We start from the raw sequence: 20,117 nt of genomic DNA on the forward strand, positions 1-20,117 counted from the left end.
CAACGCCGCCGAGGGGGTGCGGCCGACGTGCGGCAACGGGACGGCTAGCCGCGGAAGCCGAGCAGTCCGTGCAGGGTCGAACCCCGCGAGGACGTGGAAGCCGCCTTGGACTCCAGAGGCTTCGGTTCGGGCAGTGCCGGGCACACCGCGTCCGCCTCCGCCTCGCCACCGTCGCCGCGCGGCACCGTACCGTCGGTCAGGTAGGCCGCCAGGTGCTCGTCCAGGCAGTCGTTCCCGCTCAGCGTGATGCCGTGGTTCCCGCCGCCCTCCTCGACGACGAGGGCGGAGTCGTGCAGCAGCCGGTGCGCGGCGACGCCGCCCTCGTACGGCGTGGCCGCGTCGCCGGTCGCCTGGAACAGCAGGACCGGGGGCAGCCCGTCGTTGGCGACGTCCACCGGCTGCCTGGACCCCGTGGGCCAGAACGCGCAGGGCGCGTTGTACCAGGCGTTGTTCCACACCATGAAGGGTGCCTTCTCGTACAGGTCCCAGCTGTCGTCCCGCCACTCGTCCCAGTCCCGGGGCCAGTCGGCGTCGCGGCACTGCACCGCGGTGTAGACGCTGTAGCCGTTGTCCCCGGAGTCGCCCAGGGCGCCGAAGTTCTCGTAGGCCTCGACCAGCGGGCCGGTGTCCTCGTCCTTGACGTAGGCGGCGAACGCCTCGGCCAGGTAGGGCCAGTAGCCGTTGTAGTACCCGCCCGGCAGGTAGGTGTCCTCCAGCTCGGAGGCGCCGACCTGCCCGCCGGCCGGCCGCTTCGCCAGCGCCGTCCGCATGGCGTACCAGGCGGCCTCGACCCGCTCGGGGTCGCTGCCCAGACCGTAGTCCGCGTCGTGCTCGGCGATCCAGGCCAGGAACGCCCGGTGGCGGTCGTTGAAGGCGAGGTCCTGGTTGAGGTTGGCGTCGTACCAGACGTCGTCCGGCCCCACGACGGAGTCCAGGACCAGCCGCCGCACCCGGTCCGGATAGAGCCTGGCGTAGACGGCGCCCAGGTAGGTGCCGTACGAGTAGCCGAAGTAGTTGAGCTGCTCCGAGCCGAGTGCCGCGCGGATCGCGTCGACGTCCCGCGCCGCGTCGACCGTGCCCATGTACGGCAGCACGTCCGCGTACTTCCCGCCGCAGGCGTCGGCGAAGGACTTCGCGCGCGCGAGGTTGGCCTGCTCGACGTCCGGCGTGTCCGGCAGCGAGTCGGGCCGCACCGGGTCGAAGTGCCCCGGCAGACAGTCCAGCGCGGGACTGCTCCTGCCCACGCCGCGCGGGTCGAAGCCGATGACGTCGTACTGGGCGGCCACCTTCGCGGGCAGCGACGACGCCACGAACCCGGCGAGCGTCAGCCCGCTGCCCCCGGGACCGCCGGGATTCACCAGCAGGGGGCCCTGGTACGTGCTGGCGGTGTGCGGGACGCGGGACAGCGCCAGCGTGATCTGCCGCCCGCGCGGACGCGCGTGGTCGAGCGGCACCTTCAGGGACGCGCACTGGAGCGTCGGGTAGTCCTCCGTGGCGCACTTCTCCCAGTGCGGGCCCGCCGCGGGCGCCGCGGTCGCGGGGTGCGTGGGCCGTGGTGCGCTCGCGTCGGCGGGGACGGCGGTGACGGTGCCGGCGGCGATGACGGCGGCACCGCACAGCACGGCTGCGCGTTGTCTCATGGCGATCTCCCAGGACTCCCAGGACGGCGGGGCTGCGGTCCGCGCGGGTCGCGGTCCCCGCCGGATCGTCCCGGGGAGCGCCTTCGGAAGAACGAGAGCCGTCCATACTTGACCCGATTGGGCCGGAAGATGCCCTCCAATGCTCTTACTCGGCCGCTCCGGGTGGGCTCACGGTGCCGTCAGAGCCCGAGCCCGCCCGCGACCGACATCTCCTGCTTGGTGAACTCCCCCGTCAGCATGGGCATGGCCCGGCCGATGGCGTCCTTCGCCGCGGGCAGTTCCAGCGAGGCGTCGTGATGTTCCCTCGTCCGCCACACCTCGGTCACCCAGATCGTCGTCTCGTCGTCTTCGGACGCTCCCACGAGATACAGCTCGCATCCGGCGTCCCGCATACCGTCGGCGGCGCTCAGGAGAAGGGTGACCACCTCCTCGCGGAAGCCGGGCCGGGTCTTCATCGAAGCGATGCATCCGTAGGCCATGGAGGATCCCTTTCACTCTGGGCGGGGCCGGCTTCTTCGACCGGAGCGCGTACCCGAAGGCTGTCAGATGAGGGAGAGCTGGACCGGCTCCGGGGACGTGGGTTCGGCCGGGCGCGAGTGCTCAGGCTCCCCGGTCCTTCGCGGCATCCCCGCGCGCGCGGGACCGATGCCGTACTCGCGGGCCAGGTCGTGCACCTGACGCGTGATCCTGCGCTGGTACCACTTCGGGGCGTAGGCGCCGTCCGCGTACAGCCGTTCGTACCGGCGGACCAGGTGCGGGTGGTGCCGGCCGAGCCAGGCCATGAACCACTCGCGGGCGCCCGGACGCAGGTGCAGCACCAGGGGTGTGACCGAGGTGGCACCGGCGGCGGCGATGGCACGCACGGTGGCCCTCAGCTGGGCCGGTTCGTCGCCGAGGAAGGGAATGACCGGTGCCATCAGCACCCCGCAGCCGATGCCGCGCTCGCCGAGGGCCCGGACTATTTCGAGCCGGCGCTCCGGGGCCGGGGTGCCCGGCTCCACGGTGCGCCACAGCTCCGCGTCGGTGAAGCCGACCGAGACCGAGATGCCCACGTCCGTCACCTGTGCCGCCCGGGTCAGCAGGTCCAGGTCGCGCAGGATCAGCGTGCCCTTGGTGAGGATCGAGAAGGGGTTCGCGCGCTCGGTGAGGGCCTCGATGATGCCCGGCATCAGCCGGTAGCGGCCCTCCGCGCGCTGGTAGCAGTCGACGTTGGTGCCCATCGCGACGTGTTCGCCCTGCCAGCGGCGCGAGGCCAGCTGGCGGCGCAGCACCTCGGGCGCGTTCACCTTGACGACGATCTGCGAGTCGAAGCCGAGTCCCGTGTCGAGGTCCAGGTAGCTGTGCGTCTTGCGCGCGAAGCAGTACACGCACGCGTGCGTGCAGCCCCGGTAGGGGTTCACCGTCCACTCGAACGGCATGCGCGAGGCCCCCGGCACCCGGTTCAGGATCGAGCGGGCCCGCACCTCGTGGAAGGTGATGCCTCTGAACTCGGGCGTGTCGAAGGTGCGGGTGACGACGGCGTCCGCGCCGAACAGCGCGGTGTCCGCCGCCCGGGCGTGGTCGGAGTCCGTGAGGTTCTCCCAGCGCATTGAGGCCTCCTCGGTAGCACTGCCGACACAATAGAACACTTGTTCCCTTGATCGTGCGGGCGAGCCGCGCGGGCGAGCCGTGCGGACGAGGCTGCGGGCGAGTCGCGCGGGGCCGCTTCGCGCCCCCCGATTTGGTGGCCGGGCGGCGGGGTGGTTGGCTTGCCCCGAACCCGAGAACCAGGCCCTGGAGGAACCCGATGGCGCAGGTCGAGGCGACGACGGAGCGGATCGTCGCAGCGGACGCGGAGACGGTGTTCGACACCCTCGCCGACTACAGCGGCACCCGCGAGAAGCTGCTGCCCGAGCACTTCAGCGAGTACGAGGTCCGGGAGGGCGGCGACGGCGAGGGCACCCTCGTGCACCTGAAGCTCCAGGCCACCAGCAAGCGCGTCCGCGACTGCCTGCTGGAGGTCACCGAGCCGACCGACGGCGAGCTGGTCGAGAAGGACCGCAACTCGTCCATGGTGACCACCTGGCGGGTCACCCCGGCGGGCGAGGGCAAGTCCCGGGTCGTCGTGCTCACCACCTGGCAGGGTGCGGGCGGAGTCGGCGGCTTCTTCGAGAAGACCTTCGCCCCCAAGGGCCTCGCCCGGATCTACGACGCCCTGCTCGCCAAGCTCGCCGCCGAGGTCGAGAAGTAGCCAAACGGCAGGCACGGGGCGGCCGTTGGCCGCCTCACCGGTTCGAGTGATCTCCGTGCGAACCCACCGCACGTCCGTAACTCGTCGCACTTGTTCGCAGTTGTCGCCTCAGGCGGCAAATGTGAGCAGGTGTGACGAGGGGAGCGGTACGTGGGCGGGATCACTCTGGTGCAGGACCCGGTAAGGGATCCCGCACACGACGAACCGGTCGTTACGGCCCAGGCACCCCCGGAGGCGCCCGTTCCCGAGCCGGAGGGGGAGCGGGACGCCGGGCTGAGCCCGCGCCGGGTGCGGCTGGTCTTCGTCGGGCTGATGCTGGCGCTGCTGCTCGCCGCCCTGGAGCAGATGATCGTCGCCACGGCGCTGCCGAAGATCGTCGGTGAGCTGCACGGTCTGGACAAGATGTCCTGGGCCATCACCGCGTACCTGCTCACCTCCACCGTCGGACTGCCGATCTACGGCAAGCTCGGCGACCTCTTCGGCCGCAAGGGCGTCTTCCAGTTCGCCATCCTGGTCTTCGTCGTGGGCTCCGCGCTCGCCGGACGCGCGCAGACCATGGACCAGCTGATCGCCTTCCGCGCGGTGCAGGGCGTCGGCGCGGGCGGCCTGATGATCGGCGTCCAGGCGATCATCGCGGACATCGTGCCGCCCCGCGAACGCGGCCGGTACATGGGCCTGATCGGCGCCGCCTTCGGACTCGCCTCGGTCGCGGGCCCGCTCCTGGGCGGCTACTTCACCGACCACCTCACCTGGCGCTGGTGCTTCTACATCAACGTGCCCTTCGGCCTGGTCACCATGGCCGTCGTCGCCGTCGTCCTCAAGCTGCCCAGGCCGCGGGTCAAGCCGCGCCTCGACATCCTCGGCGCCCTGCTGCTCGCCGCCGCCTCCACCTGCCTGGTGCTGCTCACCAGCTGGGGCGGCACCGAGTACGAGTGGGGCTCAGAGGTCATCCTCGGCCTCGGCGCCGGAGCGGTCGCGGCCACCCTGCTCTTCCTGGTCGCCGAGCACTTCGCGCCCGAACCTCTGATCCCGCTGCGCCTGTTCCGGGACTCCATCTTCAACGTCACCGCCCTGGTCGGCCTGGTCATCGGCGTCGCCCTGTTCGGCGCCGCCAGCTACCTGCCGACCTTCCTCCAGATGGTCGACGGCGCCAGCGCCACCGAGTCCGGCCTGCTGATGCTGCCGATGATGGGCGGCATCGTCGGCGCCTCGATCATCTCCGGACAGCTCATCAGCCGCACCGGTCACTACCGGATCCACCCGATCCTGGGCAGCGCACTGTCCGTCCTCGGCATGTGGCTGCTCTCCCGCCTCGGCACCGACACGTCCCGGCTGCACTACAGCATCTGGATGGCCGTCCTCGGCGCCGGCATCGGCCTGGTGATGCCGGTCCTGGTCCTCGCCGTCCAGAACTCGGTGCGCCCCACCGACCTGGGCACCGCCACCAGCGCCAACAACTACTTCCGGCAGATCGGCGGCAGCGTCGGCGCGGCCGTCTTCGGCACCCTCTTCGCGGGCCGGCTCACCGACGCCCTGGCCGACCGGATCCCCGCCGAAGCGGGAGTCGACCTCCCCGACGCCGAGGCCATCACCCCCCAGCTCGTCCACTCCCTGCCCCCGGCCATGCGCGACGCCTACATCGGGGCGTACGCCGACGCCATGCCGCGGATCTTCCTCTACCTGGTGCCGGTGCTCGTCCTCGGGCTCCTCATCGCCCTCTTCCTCAAGGAGAAACCCCTGGTGTCCCACAACGCCCCCGTCACCGACCCGGAGACCGCACAGCACGCACAGCACGCGCCGCAGGCCCAGCCGGCCGCCCAGGTCCCGCCGGCCAGGTCGCCCTACGCCGGCGGCATCCCCGTCTGCGGCACGGTCCAGCACCCCGACGGCACCGTCGTGCCCCGCGCGGCGCTCACCCTCATCGACGTCGGCGGACAGCAGATCGGCCGGGGCGCCAGCGGCGACGACGGACGGTACGCGCTGGCCACGCCCGGCTCCGGGGCGTACGTCCTGATCGCCGCGGCCGGCGGCCACCAGCCGCAGGCGGTCTCGGTGACGGTCGGCGAGCGTCCGGTGGAACTCGACGTGGTCCTCGGCGGCGCCGGCCGCCTCGCGGGCAGCGTCATGACCGCCGACGGCAGCCCCGTGCGCGACGCGACCGTCACCCTCACCAACGTCCACGGCGAGGTCGTCGCCACCACCCGCAGCGGCCGCGAGGGCGGCTACGTCATCACGGAGCTGGTGGCCGGCGAGTACACCCTCGCCGCCAGCGCCCCCGCCTTCCGCCCGGCCGCGCTGCCGGTCAGCGTCCAGGCCGCCCGGGAGACCCGCCAGGACGTCGAGCTGGCCGGCGGCGCCGTGCTGCGCGGCACCGTGCGGGCCAGTGGCGGACGGGCCGTGGAGGACGCGCGCGTGACGCTGCTCGACGCCGCGGGCAACGTGGTGGACACCCTCACCACCGGCCCGGACGGCACGTTCCGCTTCGTCGACCTGTCGTCCGGCGAGTACACCGTCATCGCGGCCGGATACCCGCCGGTCGCGACCGTGCTCCAGGTGGCCGGCGGCGGCAGGACGGAGCGTGACCTGCAGCTCGGCCACGAGGACTGAGACCGGCACACCGGCGCGCGGGCGCGCGCCGGTGTGTTCGCGCGCCACCAATTCCCCCGTTGCCGCACATGGTCACCGGCCACCCCCGTACGGTGGTGGCGGCGACACAGATCTTGCGGAGCCGTGGGCAGAGAGGGCCTGACGCCATGGACCATGGCACCGAGCGGGACGCACCTCCCGGCCACCGTGCCGGACCCGACACCGTGCCGGCCGACCCCGTGACGGGCCGCGTCCCGCTGGCCGTCGTCGTGGTGGACCGCGACGGACTGGTCTCCCACTGGAGCCGTGGTGCACGACGGCTGTTCGCCCTCCCCAAGGAAGAGGCGATCGGACGGCCCGCACCCGATCTGCTGCCCGTCTCGGGCGTGCTCCCCGGGGACACGGAGCTGGACGGCACCGGGCACGACGACGCCTACCGCTCGTACGCCGACGAGGGCCTGGGGCCCGGCCTGGAGTCCTCCCTCGACGGGCGGCTGTCCTACCCCGCCGCGGGCCGCGCCCGGCTGACCGTGCGGGCCGACGCCCGCGTCGACGTGCTCTGGTGGGCCTATCCCCTGGTGGGACCCGGTTCGGAGCGGCTGCTCGTGCTGGCCGCCGACGCGGACGGACTGCGGCGGGACTACACCGACCGGGCCGACGACGGCGCCGGGCCGGCCGTCGTCGAGCGGATCGCCCCCGGATTCGCCCTGCACACCGACTTCCCCGGCGCCGACGAACTCGCCCGCCGCCTCCCCGAGATCCTGCCCAGCATGAGCGTCGGCGAGAGCGCCCGCATCGTCGCGCAGGTCCTTGAACTGGGCTACCCCGTCCTGGAGTTCAGCCAGCACGACCGGGTGCCCGTCACCCCCGACTGGGGCGTGCCCCGGCGGGCCGAGCGCAGGGCGCGCCGCGAGCGGGCGGCGCGGGCACTCGCGGCCGGCGAACCGGTGCCTGACGAGCTGCGGGACGAGGCCGAGGACCTGGAGTACGCCGCGGTCCGCGAACGCCTGGAGTTCCTCAACGAGGTCAGCGGTGCGATCGGCACCTCGCTGGACCTCTCCCGGACCATCGTCGAGGTGAGCCGGGCGGTCGTCCCGCGCTTCACCGACGTCGCCGGCACCTACCTGCGGGAACAGGTCGTCGCCGGGGAGGGCTTCCCGGACGGCGTGCCCGACACGACGACGATGTGGCACCGGGTCGCCCTGGAACACACCGACGAACCCGGCCGCTGGGACGACGTCGTACCGGTCGGCGAGGCCATGCCCTTCCCGGCGCACACCCCCTTCTTCCAGTGCATGACCACCGGTGAGCCGGTCCTGGTGCCCCGCATCACCGAGGAGATGGGCCACGCCATCGCCTCCCAGTTCGAGAAGCGGGACATCCGGCCGCTCATCACCGGCCGCTCGATGCTGCTGGTGCCGCTGAAGGCACGCACCGTCGTCCTCGGCTTCATGATCCTGCTCCGGCACCCGGAGCGGCCCGTCTTCAACGACATGGACCGCGTCACCGGCGCCGAACTCGCCGCCCGCGCGGGCCTCGTCCTCGACAACGCGCGCATGTACACCCACCAGGAGAACGTCGCCGAGACGCTCCAGGACAGCATGCTCCCGCACATCCCCGCGCGCCTGGCCGGCTGCGACATCGCCACCCGCTACCTGCCGGGCACGCTGCTCGGCCGGGTCGGCGGCGACTGGTTCGACGCGGTCAAACTGCCCGGCGCCCGCACCGCCCTCGTCGTCGGCGACGTCATGGGACACGGTCTCAACTCGGTGGCGATGATGGGCCAGTTGCGTACCGCCGTCCAGACCATGGCCGGCCTCGACCTGCCCCCGGCCCAGCTCCTGCGCAACCTCGACGACCTCGCCCAGCGGCTCGGCGACACCCACCTCGCGACCTGCCTGTACGCCGTGTACGACCCCATCGCCGGTGAACTGCACCTCGCCAACGCCGGCCACATCCCGCCCGTCCTGGTCCGCGCCGAGGACGGCGCCAGCGAGCTGATCGACCTGCCGACGGGGGCGCCGATCGGCGTCGGAGGGGTGCCCTTCGAGTCGGTGCGCGTCCCGGTGGCGCCCGGCGACCGGCTGGTGATGTGCACCGACGGCCTGGTGGAGGTGCGCGGCGAGGACATCGGCGTCGGCCTCGCCACCCTCTGCGAGTCCGCCGCCCACCCGGCCGCGTCCATGGACGACGCCTGCGACACCATCATCCGCGCCCTGGGCACCGGCGGCGGCCGCAAGGACGACGTCGCCCTGCTGATGGCCCGGCTGACCGGCATCGAGCCCGACGCCGTCGCCGAGTGGCGCCTCGCCCGCGACCCGGCCGAGGTGGGCCGCGCCCGCGCGGCGGTCCGCGAGCAACTCCACGACTGGGGGCTGCCGAAGCTGACGGGCCCCGCCGAGCTGATGGTCAGCGAACTCGTCACCAACGCCGTACGGCACTCCCGCGCCCGTCCCGTCGCACTGCGCCTGGTGCGTGCCGACACGCTGCTGTGCGAGGTGGACGACGACGATCACGAACTGCCCACGCTCAAGAGCGCGGGCCCCGACGACGAGTCCGGGCGCGGTCTGCGCGTCGTCAGCACCCTCGCCCGCGAATGGGGCGCCAGCCGCACCGGCGCCGGCAAGACGGTGTGGTTCGAGCTGACCCTGCCCGCCCGGCACCGTTAGCGCGGCGCCGTCCGTGTGCCGACGTGTCAGGTCTCCTCGCGGCGCCGTTCCGCCCTGCGTTGCAGGGACTGCCGCCGGGCACGCAGCTCCTGCTGCCTGCGGCGGCTCTTCCTGCGCCGCTCGGCCCGCGCACGGGCCCGGGGGTCCCTGAGCCTCGTGTGGTCGAGCCTGGTGATGTACCAGATGAGGCCGCAGAACAGGCCCAGGAGGAGCACGCCGAGGACGGCGGCGAGCACCGGTGGCATGTCCGCGACCTCGATGTCCCGGTATTTTCCGACACCCACGTCTTCCCCCGTCCCCATGACCGCCCCCGTCGGCACTTCCCCGGCCGACCGACGTAATCTAGCCGACCTGCCCGTGGCCCGAATCCGCCCGGCGCGAACTACCGGTGAAGGAATGCGCCCGGCGCTTGTGGCCGTGCGCCGGGCGCGATACACCGTACGGACCCGTCGCCGGCGGGTCGTACGTCGTCGCACCTGGGGAGACGGGCATGAGCGTGACGAGTCGGTACCGGGACGCCTGGGAGGGCTTCTGGAACGAGGCCTCCGGGGACCGCGGGGCGGTGTTCTGGGACGCGGAGCCGACCCTGACCGCAGGCCGTCACCTGGCCCACTTCGAACCGCACCTGACCGACCCCGCCCTGCCGCTGATCGACCTGGGCTGCGGCAACGGCACCCAGACCCGCTACTTCGCCGAACGCTTCCCGCACGTCGTCGGCGCCGACCTCGCCGCCGCCGCCCTTGCCCACGCCCGCCACGCCGACCCGGCCGGACTGGCCGCGTACCGGCAACTGGACGCCGCCGACAAGGCCGAGGCGGAGGCGCTGCACGCGGAGCTGGGCGACGCCAACGTCTACGTCCGGGGCGTCCTGCACCAGTGCGAGCCCGACGACCGGCAGCCCCTGGCCGACGCCCTCGCCGCGCTCCTCGGCGCACGCGGCCGCGCCTTCCTCGTCGAGCCCTCCCAGGCGGCCAGGACCGTCCTGATGGGCCTGGCCCAGGGGCCCGCCGGACCGCCCGCCAAGCTCGCCCCCGTCCTCCGCCACGGGCTTACCCCCGGCGCCGTCCCCGACGAGGCGGTGCCCGAGTACCTCCGCGCGGCAGGCCTCACCGTCCTGGCCCGCGGCGAACTCCCGCTGGTCACCACCGAGTACACGACCGACGGCACCCGCATAGAGCTGCCGTCGACGTGGGTGGTGGCGGGTACCGCGTAGCCTCGGGCGGGTGGAAACGACGCACCGGCCCGCGGCCCGGGTCGTCTGCCTGGACGCCGCCCGTCGCCTGCTGCTCCTGCGCTGGCGGGACCCGTTCGACGGGACATACCTCTGGGAGCCGCCCGGTGGCGGCATCGAGCCGGGCGAGACGCCCCTGGCGGCGGCCCGACGCGAGCTGGCCGAGGAGACCGGGCTCGACCCCGCCGCGGTGCTGGACCGGTCCGTTCCGGTCGACCGAGACGTGTGGTGGAAGGGCAAGCGGTACGTCGGAACGGAGCACTTCTTCGTCGCCGAGTTCGCCGAGGAGCGACCGCCGCTCGTACGGACCGGCCTGCTCCCCGACGAACGGGCCAACCTGGACACGCACGTGTGGACGGCCAGATCCGGCCTGAGCGCGCTGCCGGACCGGGTCGAACCGCCGCGGTTGGAGGCCGTCCTCGACGCCCTGGTGCCGGGTGGTCGGTGGACTGATCCTCCGGGAAAGGGCTGATCGTAGGCCGTACGAGGTCACTTTAGTGGTATAGACCACCGATGGTTATCCACAGCCCTGGCAGAGGTGGCCGGGCAGCGCGTACGGTTCGAGCCATGAAGATCCTCATCAGTGCCGACATGGAGGGCGCCACCGGCGTCACCTGGCCGGCCGACGTGCTGCCGGGGACGCCGCAGTGGGAGCGGTGCCGATCGATGTTCACCTCGGACGTGAACGCGGCCGTGCTGGGCTTCTTCGACGGCGGCGCCGACGAGGTCCTGGTCAACGAGGCGCACTGGAGCATGCGCAACCTGCTCCTGGAGCGGCTCGACGAGCGCACGGAGATGCTGACCGGCCGGCACAAGGCGCTGTCCATGGTGGAGGGCGTCCAGCACGGGGACGTGGACGGCATCGCGTTCATCGGGTACCACGCGGGCGCCGGCATGGAGGGCGTCCTCGCGCACACCTACCTCGCCAACCAGCTCACCGGCGTCTGGCTGAACGACGTACGGGCCAGTGAGGGTCTGCTCAACGCCCACGTGGTCGCCGAGTACGGAGTGCCCGTGGTGCTGGTCACCGGCGACGACGTGGCCTGCGAGGACGCGCTCGGCTATGCGCCCGAGGCGCGCAAGGTCGCGGTCAAGGACCATGTGTCGCGGTACGCGGCCGTGTGCCGTACGCCCGCCAGGACCGCCGCCGACATCCGGGCCGAGGCCAAGGAGGCCGCCGCGCTCGCGGTGCGGCACGAGCCGGTCAGCGGCGGACCCTTCACCCTCGCCCTGGAGTTCGACGCCGAGCACCTGGCGGCGGCCGCGACCGTGGTGCCCGGGGTGGCTCAGGTCGGGGAGCGGAAGGTGGCGTACACCCACGACACGATGTTCGAGGCGATCCGGACGTTCAAGGCGGTCACGACGATCGTCTCGGCGGCGGTGGAGGAGCAGTATGGCTGAGCACACGGTGACCGGACCGGACACCGGCGAGCAGGCACTGGACGAGGTCGTCCGGTTCACCTCCGAGCTGATCCGGATCGACACCACCAACCGCGGCGGCGGCGACTGCCAGGAGCGGCCGGCCGCCGAGTACGCCGCCGCGCGGCTCGCCGAGGCCGGGGTCGAGCCCACGCTGCTGGAGCGGACCCCGGGCCGCACCAATGTCGTGGCCCGCATCGAGGGCACCGACCCGTCGGCCGACGCGCTCCTGGTCCACGGTCACCTGGACGTGGTGCCCGCCGAGGCCGCCGACTGGAGCGTGCACCCGTTCTCCGGCGAGATCCACGACGGCGTCGTCTGGGGGCGCGGCGCGGTCGACATGAAGAACATGGACGCGATGATCCTCGCCGTCGTCCGCGACTGGGCCCGGCGCGGAGTGCGGCCCCGGCGCGACGTGGTGATCGCGTTCACCGCGGACGAGGAGGCCAGCGCCGACGACGGCTCCGGCTTCCTCGCCGACCGCCACGCCGCGCTCTTCGACGGCTGCACCGAGGGCGTCAGCGAGTCCGGGGCGTTCACCTTCCACGACGGGGCCGGGCGGCAGTTCTATCCCATCGCCGCCGGTGAGCGCGGTACGGGCTGGCTCAAGCTCACCGCGCGCGGCCGGGCCGGCCACGGTTCGAAGGTGAACCGGGAGAACGCGATCACCCGGCTCGCCGCCGCCCTCACCCGCATCGGCGACCACGAGTGGCCGCTGCGCCTGACCCCGACCGTGCGCGCAGCCCTGACCGAGATCGCCGCCGTCTACGGCATCGAGACCGATCTGAGCGACGTCGACGCGCTGCTGGACAAGCTCGGCCAGGCCGGGAAGCTGGTCGAGGCCACCGTCCGCAACAGCAGCAACCCGACCATGCTGGACGCCGGATACAAGGTCAACGTCATCCCCGGAGAGGCCGTCGCCCACGTCGACGGACGGTTCCTGTACGGCGCCGAGGACGAGTTCCGCAGCACCCTCGACCGGCTCACCGGGCCGGACGTGGACTGGGAGTTCGTCCACCGCGAAGTGGCCCTCCAGGCGCCGGTGGACTCGCCGACGTACGCCCGGATGCGTGCGGCGGTGGAGGAGTTCGCGCCCGAGGGACACGTCGTGCCGTACTGCATGTCCGGAGGCACCGACGCCAAGCAGTTCTCCCGGCTCGGCATCACCGGATACGGGTTCGCGCCGCTGAAGCTGCCCGAGGGCTTCGACTACCAGGCCCTCTTCCACGGCGTGGACGAACGGGTCCCGGTCGAGGCGCTGCAGTTCGGAGTCCGTGTCCTCGACCGTTTCCTGCGCACGGCCTAAAGACCCCCGGCACCGCCCGGACGAGCAAGCAGCTGGAGGAGAAGTGGGGGAGTCAGTGCGGACTCTGTCATACGGATCGTGGCCCTCGCCCGTCGACGCGGCCCTCGCCGCCGCGCACGACGGACGGCCCGACGACGTCGGCTTCGTCGGTGACGAGGTGTGGTGGACCGCGCCCCGGCCCACCGAGGGCGGACGGCGCACCCTGGTGCGGCGGCACGCCGACGGCACCGAGGAGCCGGTGCTGCCCGCGCCGTGGAACGTGCGCAGCCGCGTCATCGAGTACGGCGGCCGGCCGTGGGGCGCGGCCACGACCGACGCCGGTCCGCTGGTGGTCTTCGTGAACTTCGCCGACCAGCGGCTGTACGCCTTCACCCCGGGCGGCGGCGAGCCCCGTCCGCTGACGCCGCTGTCCGCGGTGGGCGGCGGGCTGCGCTGGATCGAGCCGGACCCGCGTCCCGAGCGCGGGGAGGTGTGGTGCGTCCTGGAGGAGTTCACCGGCGAGGGGCCCACCGACGTCCGCCGCGTCCTCGTGGCCGTGCCGCTGGACGGCTCCGCAGCCGACGACCGGGGCGCGGTGCGCGAACTCACCCCCGAACGGCACCGCTTCGTCACCGGACCCCGCCTCTCGCCCGACGGGCGCCGCGCCGCCTGGCTCGCCTGGGACCACCCCCGTATGCCCTGGGACGGCACCGAGCTGATCGTCGCGGAGGTCGGTTCCGAGGGCACCTTCCAGCAGGCCCGGACCGTCGCGGGTGGGCCCGAGGAGTCGATCGCCCAGGCGGACTGGGCCCCGGACGGCACCCTGCTGTACGCCTCCGACCGCACCGGCTGGTGGAACCTCTACCGCGACGGGCGGCCGCTGTGCCCCCGCGAGGAGGAGTTCGGCGGGCCGCTGTGGAAGCTCGGTCAGCGCTGGTTCGCGCCCCTGGACAGCGGCCTGATCGCGGTTCTGCACGGCCGGGGCGCCGCCGTCCTCGGCATACTCGACCCCGAGACCGGCGAGGTCGTCGACGCGGCGGGCCCCTGGACGGAGTTCGCGCCCGCCCTCGCCGCGCACGGGGAGCGGGTAGTCGCCGTCGGCGCGAGCCCCCGCAGCGGCTACGAGGTCGTCGAACTGGACGCCCGCACCGGCCGCGCCCGGGTGATCGGCGCCCCGCACGAGGACGCCGCCGACCAGGCGTTCTACCCCCGGCCGCGGATCCGCACCTTCACCGGTCCGGGCGGACGCGAGATCCACACCCACCTCTACCCGCCGCACCACCCCGGCTGCCGGGCCCCGGACGGCGAACTGCCGCCGTACGTCATCTGGGCGCACGGCGGCCCCACCAGCCGTTCCCCGCTCGTCCTCGACCTGGAGATCGCCTACTTCACCTCCCGCGGCATCGGCGTCGCCGAGGTCAACTACGGGGGTTCCAGCGGCCACGGCAGGGAGTACCGCAACCGGCTGCGCGAGCAGTGGGGCGTGGTCGACGTCGAGGACTGCGCGGCCGTCGCCCTCGCCCTCGCCGACGAGGGCACCGCCGACCGGGAGCGGCTCGCCGTGCGCGGCGGCAGCGCGGGCGGCTGGACCTCCGCCGCCTCACTGGCCACCACCGACGTCTACGCCTGCGGCACGATCAGCTACCCGATCCTCGACCTGACCGGCTGGGGGACCGGCGAGACCCACGACTTCGAGTCGCAGTACCTGGAGAGCCTGATCGGCCCGTACGCCGAGGTCCCGGACCGCTACACCGACCGGTCGCCGGCCGAGCACGCCGAGCGCGTCACCGCCCCCTTCCTGCTGCTCCAGGGCCTGGACGACGTGATCTGCCCGCCCGTGCAGTGCGAGCGGTTCCTCGACCGCATGGCGGGCCGCGGAGTACCGCACGCCTACCTCACCTTCGAGGGGGAGGGGCACGGATTCCGCCGCGCGGAGACCATGGTGCGCGCCCTGGAGGCGGAGCTGTCCCTCTACGCGCAGGTCTTCGGGCTGACCCCGCCCGGCGTCCCCGCCCTGGAGCTGACCCGATGAGCCGGGTGCGGGAGCTGGTCCGGCCGGCCCGGCTCGCCCCCGGCGCCCGGGTGGCCGTCGTCGCGCCCAGCGGACCCGTGCCCGAGGAGCGGCTCCAGGCGGGGCTCGACGTGCTGCGGGGCTGGGACCTCGACCCGGTCGTGGCGCCGCACGTCCTGGACCGGCACGGCACCTTCGACTACCTCGCGGGCACCGACGCCGACCGGGCCGCCGACCTCCAGGCCGCCTGGTGCGACCCGGCCGTGGACGCCGTGCTGTGCGCCCGCGGCGGATACGGCGTCCAGCGCATGGCCGACCTGCTCGACTGGGAGGCGATGCGCGCGGCCGGTCCCAAGGTGTTCGTCGGCTTCAGCGACATCACCGCACTGCACGAGGCGTTCGCCACCCGCCTCGGCCTGGTCACCCTGCACGGGCCGATGGCGGCCGGGATCGACTTCATCAAGAACGCCCGGGCGCAGGAGCACCTGCGGGCCACCCTGTTCGACCCGGAGACGGTCCGCGTGATCACCTCCGGCGGCACACCGCTGGTGCCCGGCCGGGCCCGCGGCGTCACCCTGGGCGGCTGCCTCGCCCTGCTCGCCTCCGACCTGGGCACCCCGCACGCCCGGCCCTCCGCGCGCGGCGGCCTGCTGTGCCTGGAGGACGTGGGGGAGGAGACGTACCGCATCGACCGCTACCTCACGCAGTTGCTGCGCTCCGGCTGGCTCGAAGGAGTAGGCGGCGTGCTGCTCGGCTCGTGGGCCGAGTGCGGGCCCTACGAACGGCTGCGGCCCCTGCTGGCCGACCGGCTCGGCGGCCTCGGCGTGCCGGTCGTCGAGGACTTCGGGTTCGGGCACTGCGAGGGGGCGCTGACCGTCCCGTTCGGCGTACCGGCGGAACTCGACGCGGACGCGGGCACCCTGACGCTGGACCGGCCGGCGCTGCGCCGCCCGTCGTAGGCTGACCGCATGCCGCACACCCCGTCCCGCCACCTCGCCGAGGGCCCGCGCGTGGGCATCCGGCACTTCGCCTACGCGGACGCCGCCGAGTTCACCGCCCGGGCCCGTCAGAGCAAGGACCTGCACCACCCCTGGCTCTTCCCGCCGGACAGCGTCCAGGCGTACGAGGCCTACGCGGGCCGGCTCATCGAGGACCGCACCAAGGCCGGGTTCCTGGTGTGCGAGAAGGGTGCGGCGGCGGACGGAGCGGGAGGCGTGGAGGGCCCGGTGCCGGACGGCGGCGCCATCGCCGGGTTCGTCAACATCAACAACATCGTCGAGGGCGGCTTCCTCAGCGGCGCGCTCGGCTACGGCGCGTTCGCGCACGCGGTCGGCCGGGGGCTGATGCGTGAGGGTCTGGACCTCGTGGTGCGGTACGCGTTCGGGCCGATGCGCCTGCACCGGCTGGAGATCAACGTCCAGCCGGGCAACGCCGCCTCGATCGCGCTGGCCCGCGCCTGCGGCTTCCACCTGGAGGGCTTCTCGCCGAAAATGCTCCACATCGACGGCGCCTGGCGCGACCATCAGCGCTGGGCGATCACCGCCGAGACCGTGACCTCCGGTTGATCTTCATCGTGTCGAGGTCCGTCACCGTGGACCCGAGACCGCGGAACCGGTAGCCGAGCCCGCACAGCAGGCCCTCCGCCCGGCCCGCGATCGCGCCCGCCATCTCCTCGCCGTCCGCCGCGTCCGACACCACCACGTAACGCATCGAGAAGTGCCTCAGCGGTGCGGGCTCGTAGGCCGGCGTCCCCTCCTCGGTGAACCGCATGCCCGGCATCCCGTGCTCGCCCGCCTCGGCGAGCAACCGGGCCCGGGCGTCCTCGGTCAGCCCCTCCCAGGTGCCCCGGACGATCACCCGGCAGGTGTGGTGCTCACTCACGTACCCGCTCTCCTTCGCATGCCTACGCACCGACCGCCCGACCCCAAGCCCTGTCAGCCCCGTGCCCCAGGGAATTAAACGTGAGCCACGTCGCCCCGACCCGGCCGGCGGAACCCCTGTTCACCGCGCCGGGGAGCGGCTTCCATGGGGAACCGTGACGACGATCCGACGCGAGGTACTGACCCTGCCCGCCGTGCCGCTGGGGCCGGACAACCCCCTGCCGCCGCTGCGCCCCCTGGACGAGGCCCACCGCATCGACGAACGGGACCGGGCGGGCCTGCCCCGCGACATGGCCCGCCAGATCGACTACGAGCCCCTGCGCAGTCTGCTGCCCGCACAGGTCCGGGACGGCTACGGCCGCGGGCGCCGACCGCGCGAGCTGGACGCCCTCGTCATCGAGAACGACCGGCTGCGGGCCACCGTCCTGCCGGCCCTCGGCGGCCGCATCGCCTCCCTCCACCACAAGCCCACCGACCGTGAACTGCTCTACGTCAACCCCGTGCTCCAGCCCGCCAACTTCGCCCTCAACGGCGCCTGGTTCTCCGGCGGCATCGAATGGAACATGGGCGCCACCGGCCACACCACCCTGTCCTGCTCGCCCGTGCACGCAGCGCGCGTCCCCGCGCCCGACGGCGGGGAGATGCTGCGCCTGTGGGAGTGGGAGCGGCTGCGCGACCTGCCCTTCCAGGTCGACCTGTGGCTGCCGGAGGGCTCGGACTTCCTCTACGTCGGCGCCCGCATCCGCAACCCGCACGAACGCCCGGTGCCCACCTACTGGTGGTCCAACATCGCAGTCCCCGAGGACCGCCGCGTCCTCGCCCCGGCCGACGAGGCCTGGCACTTCGGATATGAGCGCCGCCTGCGCCGGGTGCCCGTCCCGGAGTACGGCGGGATCGACCGGACGTACCCACTGAACAGCACCTACGCCGCCGACTACTTCTACGAGGTGCCGGACGACCGGCGCCGCTGGATCGCCGCGCTCGACGAGGACGGTCACGGGCTGGTGCAGACCTCGACCGACCTGCTGCGCGGCCGCAAGCTGTTCGTGTGGGGCACCGGATCGGGCGGACGCCGCTGGCAGGAGTGGCTCACCGAACCCGGCACCGGCGGCTACTGCGAGATCCAGGCCGGACTCGTCCGCACCCAGCTCGAACACGTCAAGCTGGAGGCGGAGAGCGAGGTGTCCTGGCTGGAGGCGTACGGACCGCTCGACACCTCCCCGCAGGGCGACTGGCACACCGTGCTGCGCCGGGCCGAGGACCGGCTGGCGGACGCCCTGCCGCGGGCCGACGTCGACGCCGCGTACGACGCCTGGCGGCCGGGTGCCGACAGCGAGCCCGGCGAGCGCCTGGCCACCGGATCGGGCTGGGGCGCGCTGGAGGTGCTGCGGGCCGGCTGGAAGCTGCCCGGCACACCCTTCGACGAGGACACCCTCGGCGAGGAACAGCGGCCCTGGCTGCACCTGTTGCGCGCCGGGGCACTGCCCGAGCCGCAGCACGACGAGCCGCCCGGCGCCACGCTGGTCTCCCGGCCCTGGCGGGACATGCTGGAGACCACGGCCGCCACGCCGTCGGCCGAGTACCACCTCGGTGTCGCCCAGTGGCACGGCGACGACCGGGCACAGGCGGTGCGCAGCTGGGAGCGCGGCCTCGAGTCCGCCACGGACCGCTGGCCGTTGCTGCGCTGCCTCGCCGTCGCCGACCAGGAGGACGGCCACCACGAGCGCGCCGCCGACCGGTACGCGGAGGCCTTCGACGACCTGTGCGCACGCCGGACCGACGCGGCGAGGGAGGACGCCGGGTGGGCGGCCGTCACCGCGTCCCTCGGCCGGGAGGCGATCGGGGCGCTGCTGGCGGCCGGGCGTACCGCGGACGCCCGGGCCGTGTGGGAGCGGCTGGACCCCGAGACCCGGGCCCGCGGCCGGTTCCGGCTGATCGAGGCCGAGCTGCTGGCAGCGGAGGGCCGGCGCGAGGACGCGCGGGCCGTGTTCGACGAGGGCTTCGAGGTCGCCGATCTGAGGGAGGGCGCCGACGGCATCGGCCTGCTGTGGGCGCGGCTGGACGACGCACCGCTCCCGGCCCGCTACGACTTCCGGATGTGGCCGGACGGCGAGTGAGCCCCGACCGGCCCCCCATGCCTTTCCGGGGCCCTACTGCTGCCGGTCCACGTACTCGTAGATCGCCCCGTCCGGGTGCCGGGCGATCAGGTTGCGGCCCACGGGCGTGGCGACCGGGCCGGCGATGATGTCGGCGCCCAGTGAGCCGAGTACGCGATGGGTCTCCTCGACGTCCGACACGGCGATCGTCGCGGTCACCTTGCGCAGCACCTCGAGTTGGGACTCGGGTCCGCTCATCAGCAGGAAGCAGCCGACGGCGGCGACCTGGACGCCGCCGCGTTCGAAGCGAAGCGCCTCGCCGCCCGCCAGACCCTCGTAGAAGGGGATCGCCTTGTCCAGGTCGTCGACGTAGATGCGCAGTGTGGCTCCCAGAATGTCCATACGGACGAGCCTAGTTGGGTCGGCCTGGCGTCCACTCCCGGTCCGGCCATGGAAGCCGGACCGGCGGGTACCCGCAACGCATGGACCGCATGGATCACTTGGAACACCTGGACAGGCAACTGGTCGACGAACTGGCGCAGGTGGCACGCGAGACCGTGCGCGACGAACTGCATGAGCAGACCCGCAGGCAGCGCCGCAAGGCCACGCTGTACGCCGCGTCCGGCACCGCCGCCCTCTACGCGGGCGCCGCCGTCGCGCTCGCCGTGGGACTGGCGCTCGCCCTCGCACTCCCGGGCTGGGCCGCCGCGCTGATCACGGCCGCCCTTCTGGGCGTCGCGGCGTACCTGCTGCGCGGCGCGGCCCGGCCGCACCCGTCGCGGCCGGGTCCGGCACCCGGCACCGGGCACGACCACGTCCCCGGAGACGGTGCGCCCGCGGGGCCCCCGGGCGGACCCGGCGTGCCGTACCCGCCGATGCCACCCGTCGCCCCCGGCGGTGTGGGCGGCGCGACCGGCGCCCCGGGCGCGGGCACACCCGCACCGGGCGGCACCGGTCCCGCGGCACCGCGCCAGGACGACCTCGACCCCGAGAACAAACGCGGGCGCGGCTGACCGGCCGAGCACCGGGGTACGCCCGCACCGACGGCATCGGTGCGGGCGTACCCCAGT

Annotated in this window: 18 protein-coding genes; 12 read left to right on the forward strand and 6 right to left on the reverse strand. The window is 73.4% G+C overall.

What is annotated here, in order from left to right:
- Positions 1–44: 44 nt before the first annotated feature.
- From C4J65_RS29425 to C4J65_RS29435, 3 genes are all read right to left on the reverse strand, one after another.
- On the reverse strand, positions 45–1,640 hold the full coding sequence (locus tag C4J65_RS29425) for an alpha/beta hydrolase (protein ID WP_115745129.1): 1,596 nt from the start codon (positions 1,638–1,640) through the stop codon (positions 45–47).
- 179 nt (positions 1,641–1,819) lie between these two features.
- The gene (locus C4J65_RS29430; protein ID WP_115745130.1) at positions 1,820–2,119 is read right to left on the reverse strand and encodes an antibiotic biosynthesis monooxygenase family protein; all 300 of its coding nucleotides are present in this window, start codon (positions 2,117–2,119) and stop codon (positions 1,820–1,822) included.
- A gap of 63 nt (positions 2,120–2,182) precedes the next feature.
- Positions 2,183–3,229 carry an Rv2578c family radical SAM protein gene (locus C4J65_RS29435; RefSeq protein ID WP_115745131.1) on the reverse strand — a complete coding sequence of 349 codons (1,047 nt, stop codon included), beginning with the start codon at positions 3,227–3,229 and terminating at the stop codon, positions 2,183–2,185.
- Between the two features lie 197 nt (positions 3,230–3,426).
- Between C4J65_RS29435 and C4J65_RS29440 the strand changes: the two genes are divergently transcribed.
- The 3 genes from C4J65_RS29440 (at position 3,427) to C4J65_RS29450 (ending at position 9,125) form a co-directional block, all read left to right on the forward strand.
- Positions 3,427–3,870 (forward strand): SRPBCC family protein, encoded by a 444-nt coding sequence (locus C4J65_RS29440; protein WP_115745132.1) that lies wholly within the window; start codon positions 3,427–3,429, stop codon positions 3,868–3,870.
- A 150-nt stretch (positions 3,871–4,020) separates the two neighbouring features.
- Positions 4,021–6,477, forward strand: coding sequence for an MFS transporter (locus tag C4J65_RS29445; RefSeq protein ID WP_115745133.1), 2,457 nt, complete (start codon positions 4,021–4,023; stop codon positions 6,475–6,477).
- 146 nt (positions 6,478–6,623) lie between these two features.
- Positions 6,624–9,125: a SpoIIE family protein phosphatase gene (locus C4J65_RS29450; protein ID WP_162833409.1), complete on the forward strand. Its 2,502-nt coding sequence runs from the start codon at positions 6,624–6,626 to the stop codon at positions 9,123–9,125.
- 26 nt (positions 9,126–9,151) lie between these two features.
- Here the strand turns inward: C4J65_RS29450 and C4J65_RS29455 are convergent, their stop codons facing one another.
- Positions 9,152–9,427 carry a hypothetical protein gene (locus tag C4J65_RS29455; protein WP_240330548.1) on the reverse strand — a complete coding sequence of 92 codons (276 nt, stop codon included), beginning with the start codon at positions 9,425–9,427 and terminating at the stop codon, positions 9,152–9,154.
- A 188-nt stretch (positions 9,428–9,615) separates the two neighbouring features.
- On the opposite strand from C4J65_RS29455, the gene C4J65_RS29460 reads away from it, so the two are divergent.
- From C4J65_RS29460 to C4J65_RS29490, 7 genes are all read left to right on the forward strand, one after another.
- Positions 9,616–10,338, forward strand: a complete 723-nt coding sequence (locus tag C4J65_RS29460; RefSeq protein ID WP_115745135.1) for a class I SAM-dependent methyltransferase — start codon at positions 9,616–9,618, stop codon at positions 10,336–10,338.
- Between the two features lie 10 nt (positions 10,339–10,348).
- Entirely contained in the window at positions 10,349–10,828 is a 480-nt protein-coding gene (locus tag C4J65_RS29465; RefSeq protein WP_115745136.1) for an NUDIX domain-containing protein, read from the forward strand.
- 95 nt (positions 10,829–10,923) lie between these two features.
- Complete coding sequence (locus C4J65_RS29470; RefSeq protein WP_115745137.1) at positions 10,924–11,757, forward strand: M55 family metallopeptidase; 834 nt, start codon at positions 10,924–10,926, stop codon at positions 11,755–11,757.
- Positions 11,750–13,081: a M20/M25/M40 family metallo-hydrolase gene (locus C4J65_RS29475; protein WP_115745138.1), complete on the forward strand. Its 1,332-nt coding sequence runs from the start codon at positions 11,750–11,752 to the stop codon at positions 13,079–13,081. The genes C4J65_RS29470 and C4J65_RS29475 overlap by 8 nt, the downstream gene beginning before the upstream one ends.
- 43 nt (positions 13,082–13,124) lie before the next feature.
- On the forward strand, positions 13,125–15,092 hold the full coding sequence (locus C4J65_RS29480) for a prolyl oligopeptidase family serine peptidase (protein WP_115745139.1): 1,968 nt from the start codon (positions 13,125–13,127) through the stop codon (positions 15,090–15,092).
- Positions 15,089–16,030 carry an LD-carboxypeptidase gene (locus C4J65_RS29485; protein ID WP_205351089.1) on the forward strand — a complete coding sequence of 314 codons (942 nt, stop codon included), beginning with the start codon at positions 15,089–15,091 and terminating at the stop codon, positions 16,028–16,030. Before C4J65_RS29480 ends, C4J65_RS29485 begins: the two co-directional genes overlap by 4 nt.
- Positions 16,031–16,039: 9 nt before the next feature.
- Positions 16,040–16,636 (forward strand): GNAT family protein, encoded by a 597-nt coding sequence (locus C4J65_RS29490; RefSeq protein ID WP_115745140.1) that lies wholly within the window; start codon positions 16,040–16,042, stop codon positions 16,634–16,636.
- On the opposite strand, the gene C4J65_RS29495 is transcribed toward C4J65_RS29490, so the two are convergent.
- Positions 16,608–16,952, reverse strand: coding sequence for a DUF6204 family protein (locus tag C4J65_RS29495; protein ID WP_115745141.1), 345 nt, complete (start codon positions 16,950–16,952; stop codon positions 16,608–16,610). The two genes, C4J65_RS29490 and C4J65_RS29495, sit on opposite strands and share 29 nt — an antisense overlap.
- A gap of 154 nt (positions 16,953–17,106) precedes the next feature.
- Here C4J65_RS29495 and C4J65_RS29500 point away from each other — a divergent pair, with 154 nt between their 5' ends.
- The gene (locus C4J65_RS29500; RefSeq protein ID WP_115745142.1) at positions 17,107–19,068 is read left to right on the forward strand and encodes a DUF5107 domain-containing protein; all 1,962 of its coding nucleotides are present in this window, start codon (positions 17,107–17,109) and stop codon (positions 19,066–19,068) included.
- 33 nt (positions 19,069–19,101) lie between these two features.
- Here C4J65_RS29500 and C4J65_RS29505 read toward each other — a convergent pair whose 3' ends face one another.
- Positions 19,102–19,449 (reverse strand): VOC family protein, encoded by a 348-nt coding sequence (locus C4J65_RS29505; RefSeq protein ID WP_115745143.1) that lies wholly within the window; start codon positions 19,447–19,449, stop codon positions 19,102–19,104.
- A gap of 80 nt (positions 19,450–19,529) precedes the next feature.
- Between C4J65_RS29505 and C4J65_RS29510 the strand changes: the two genes are divergently transcribed.
- Complete coding sequence (locus C4J65_RS29510; protein WP_162833410.1) at positions 19,530–20,060, forward strand: phage holin family protein; 531 nt, start codon at positions 19,530–19,532, stop codon at positions 20,058–20,060.
- Positions 20,061–20,117 lie beyond the last annotated feature (57 nt).

Origin of the sequence: Streptomyces sp. CB09001 (genome assembly GCF_003369795.1) — a bacterium.
In the GTDB taxonomy this organism is placed as follows: Bacteria; Actinomycetota; Actinomycetes; order Streptomycetales; family Streptomycetaceae; genus Streptomyces.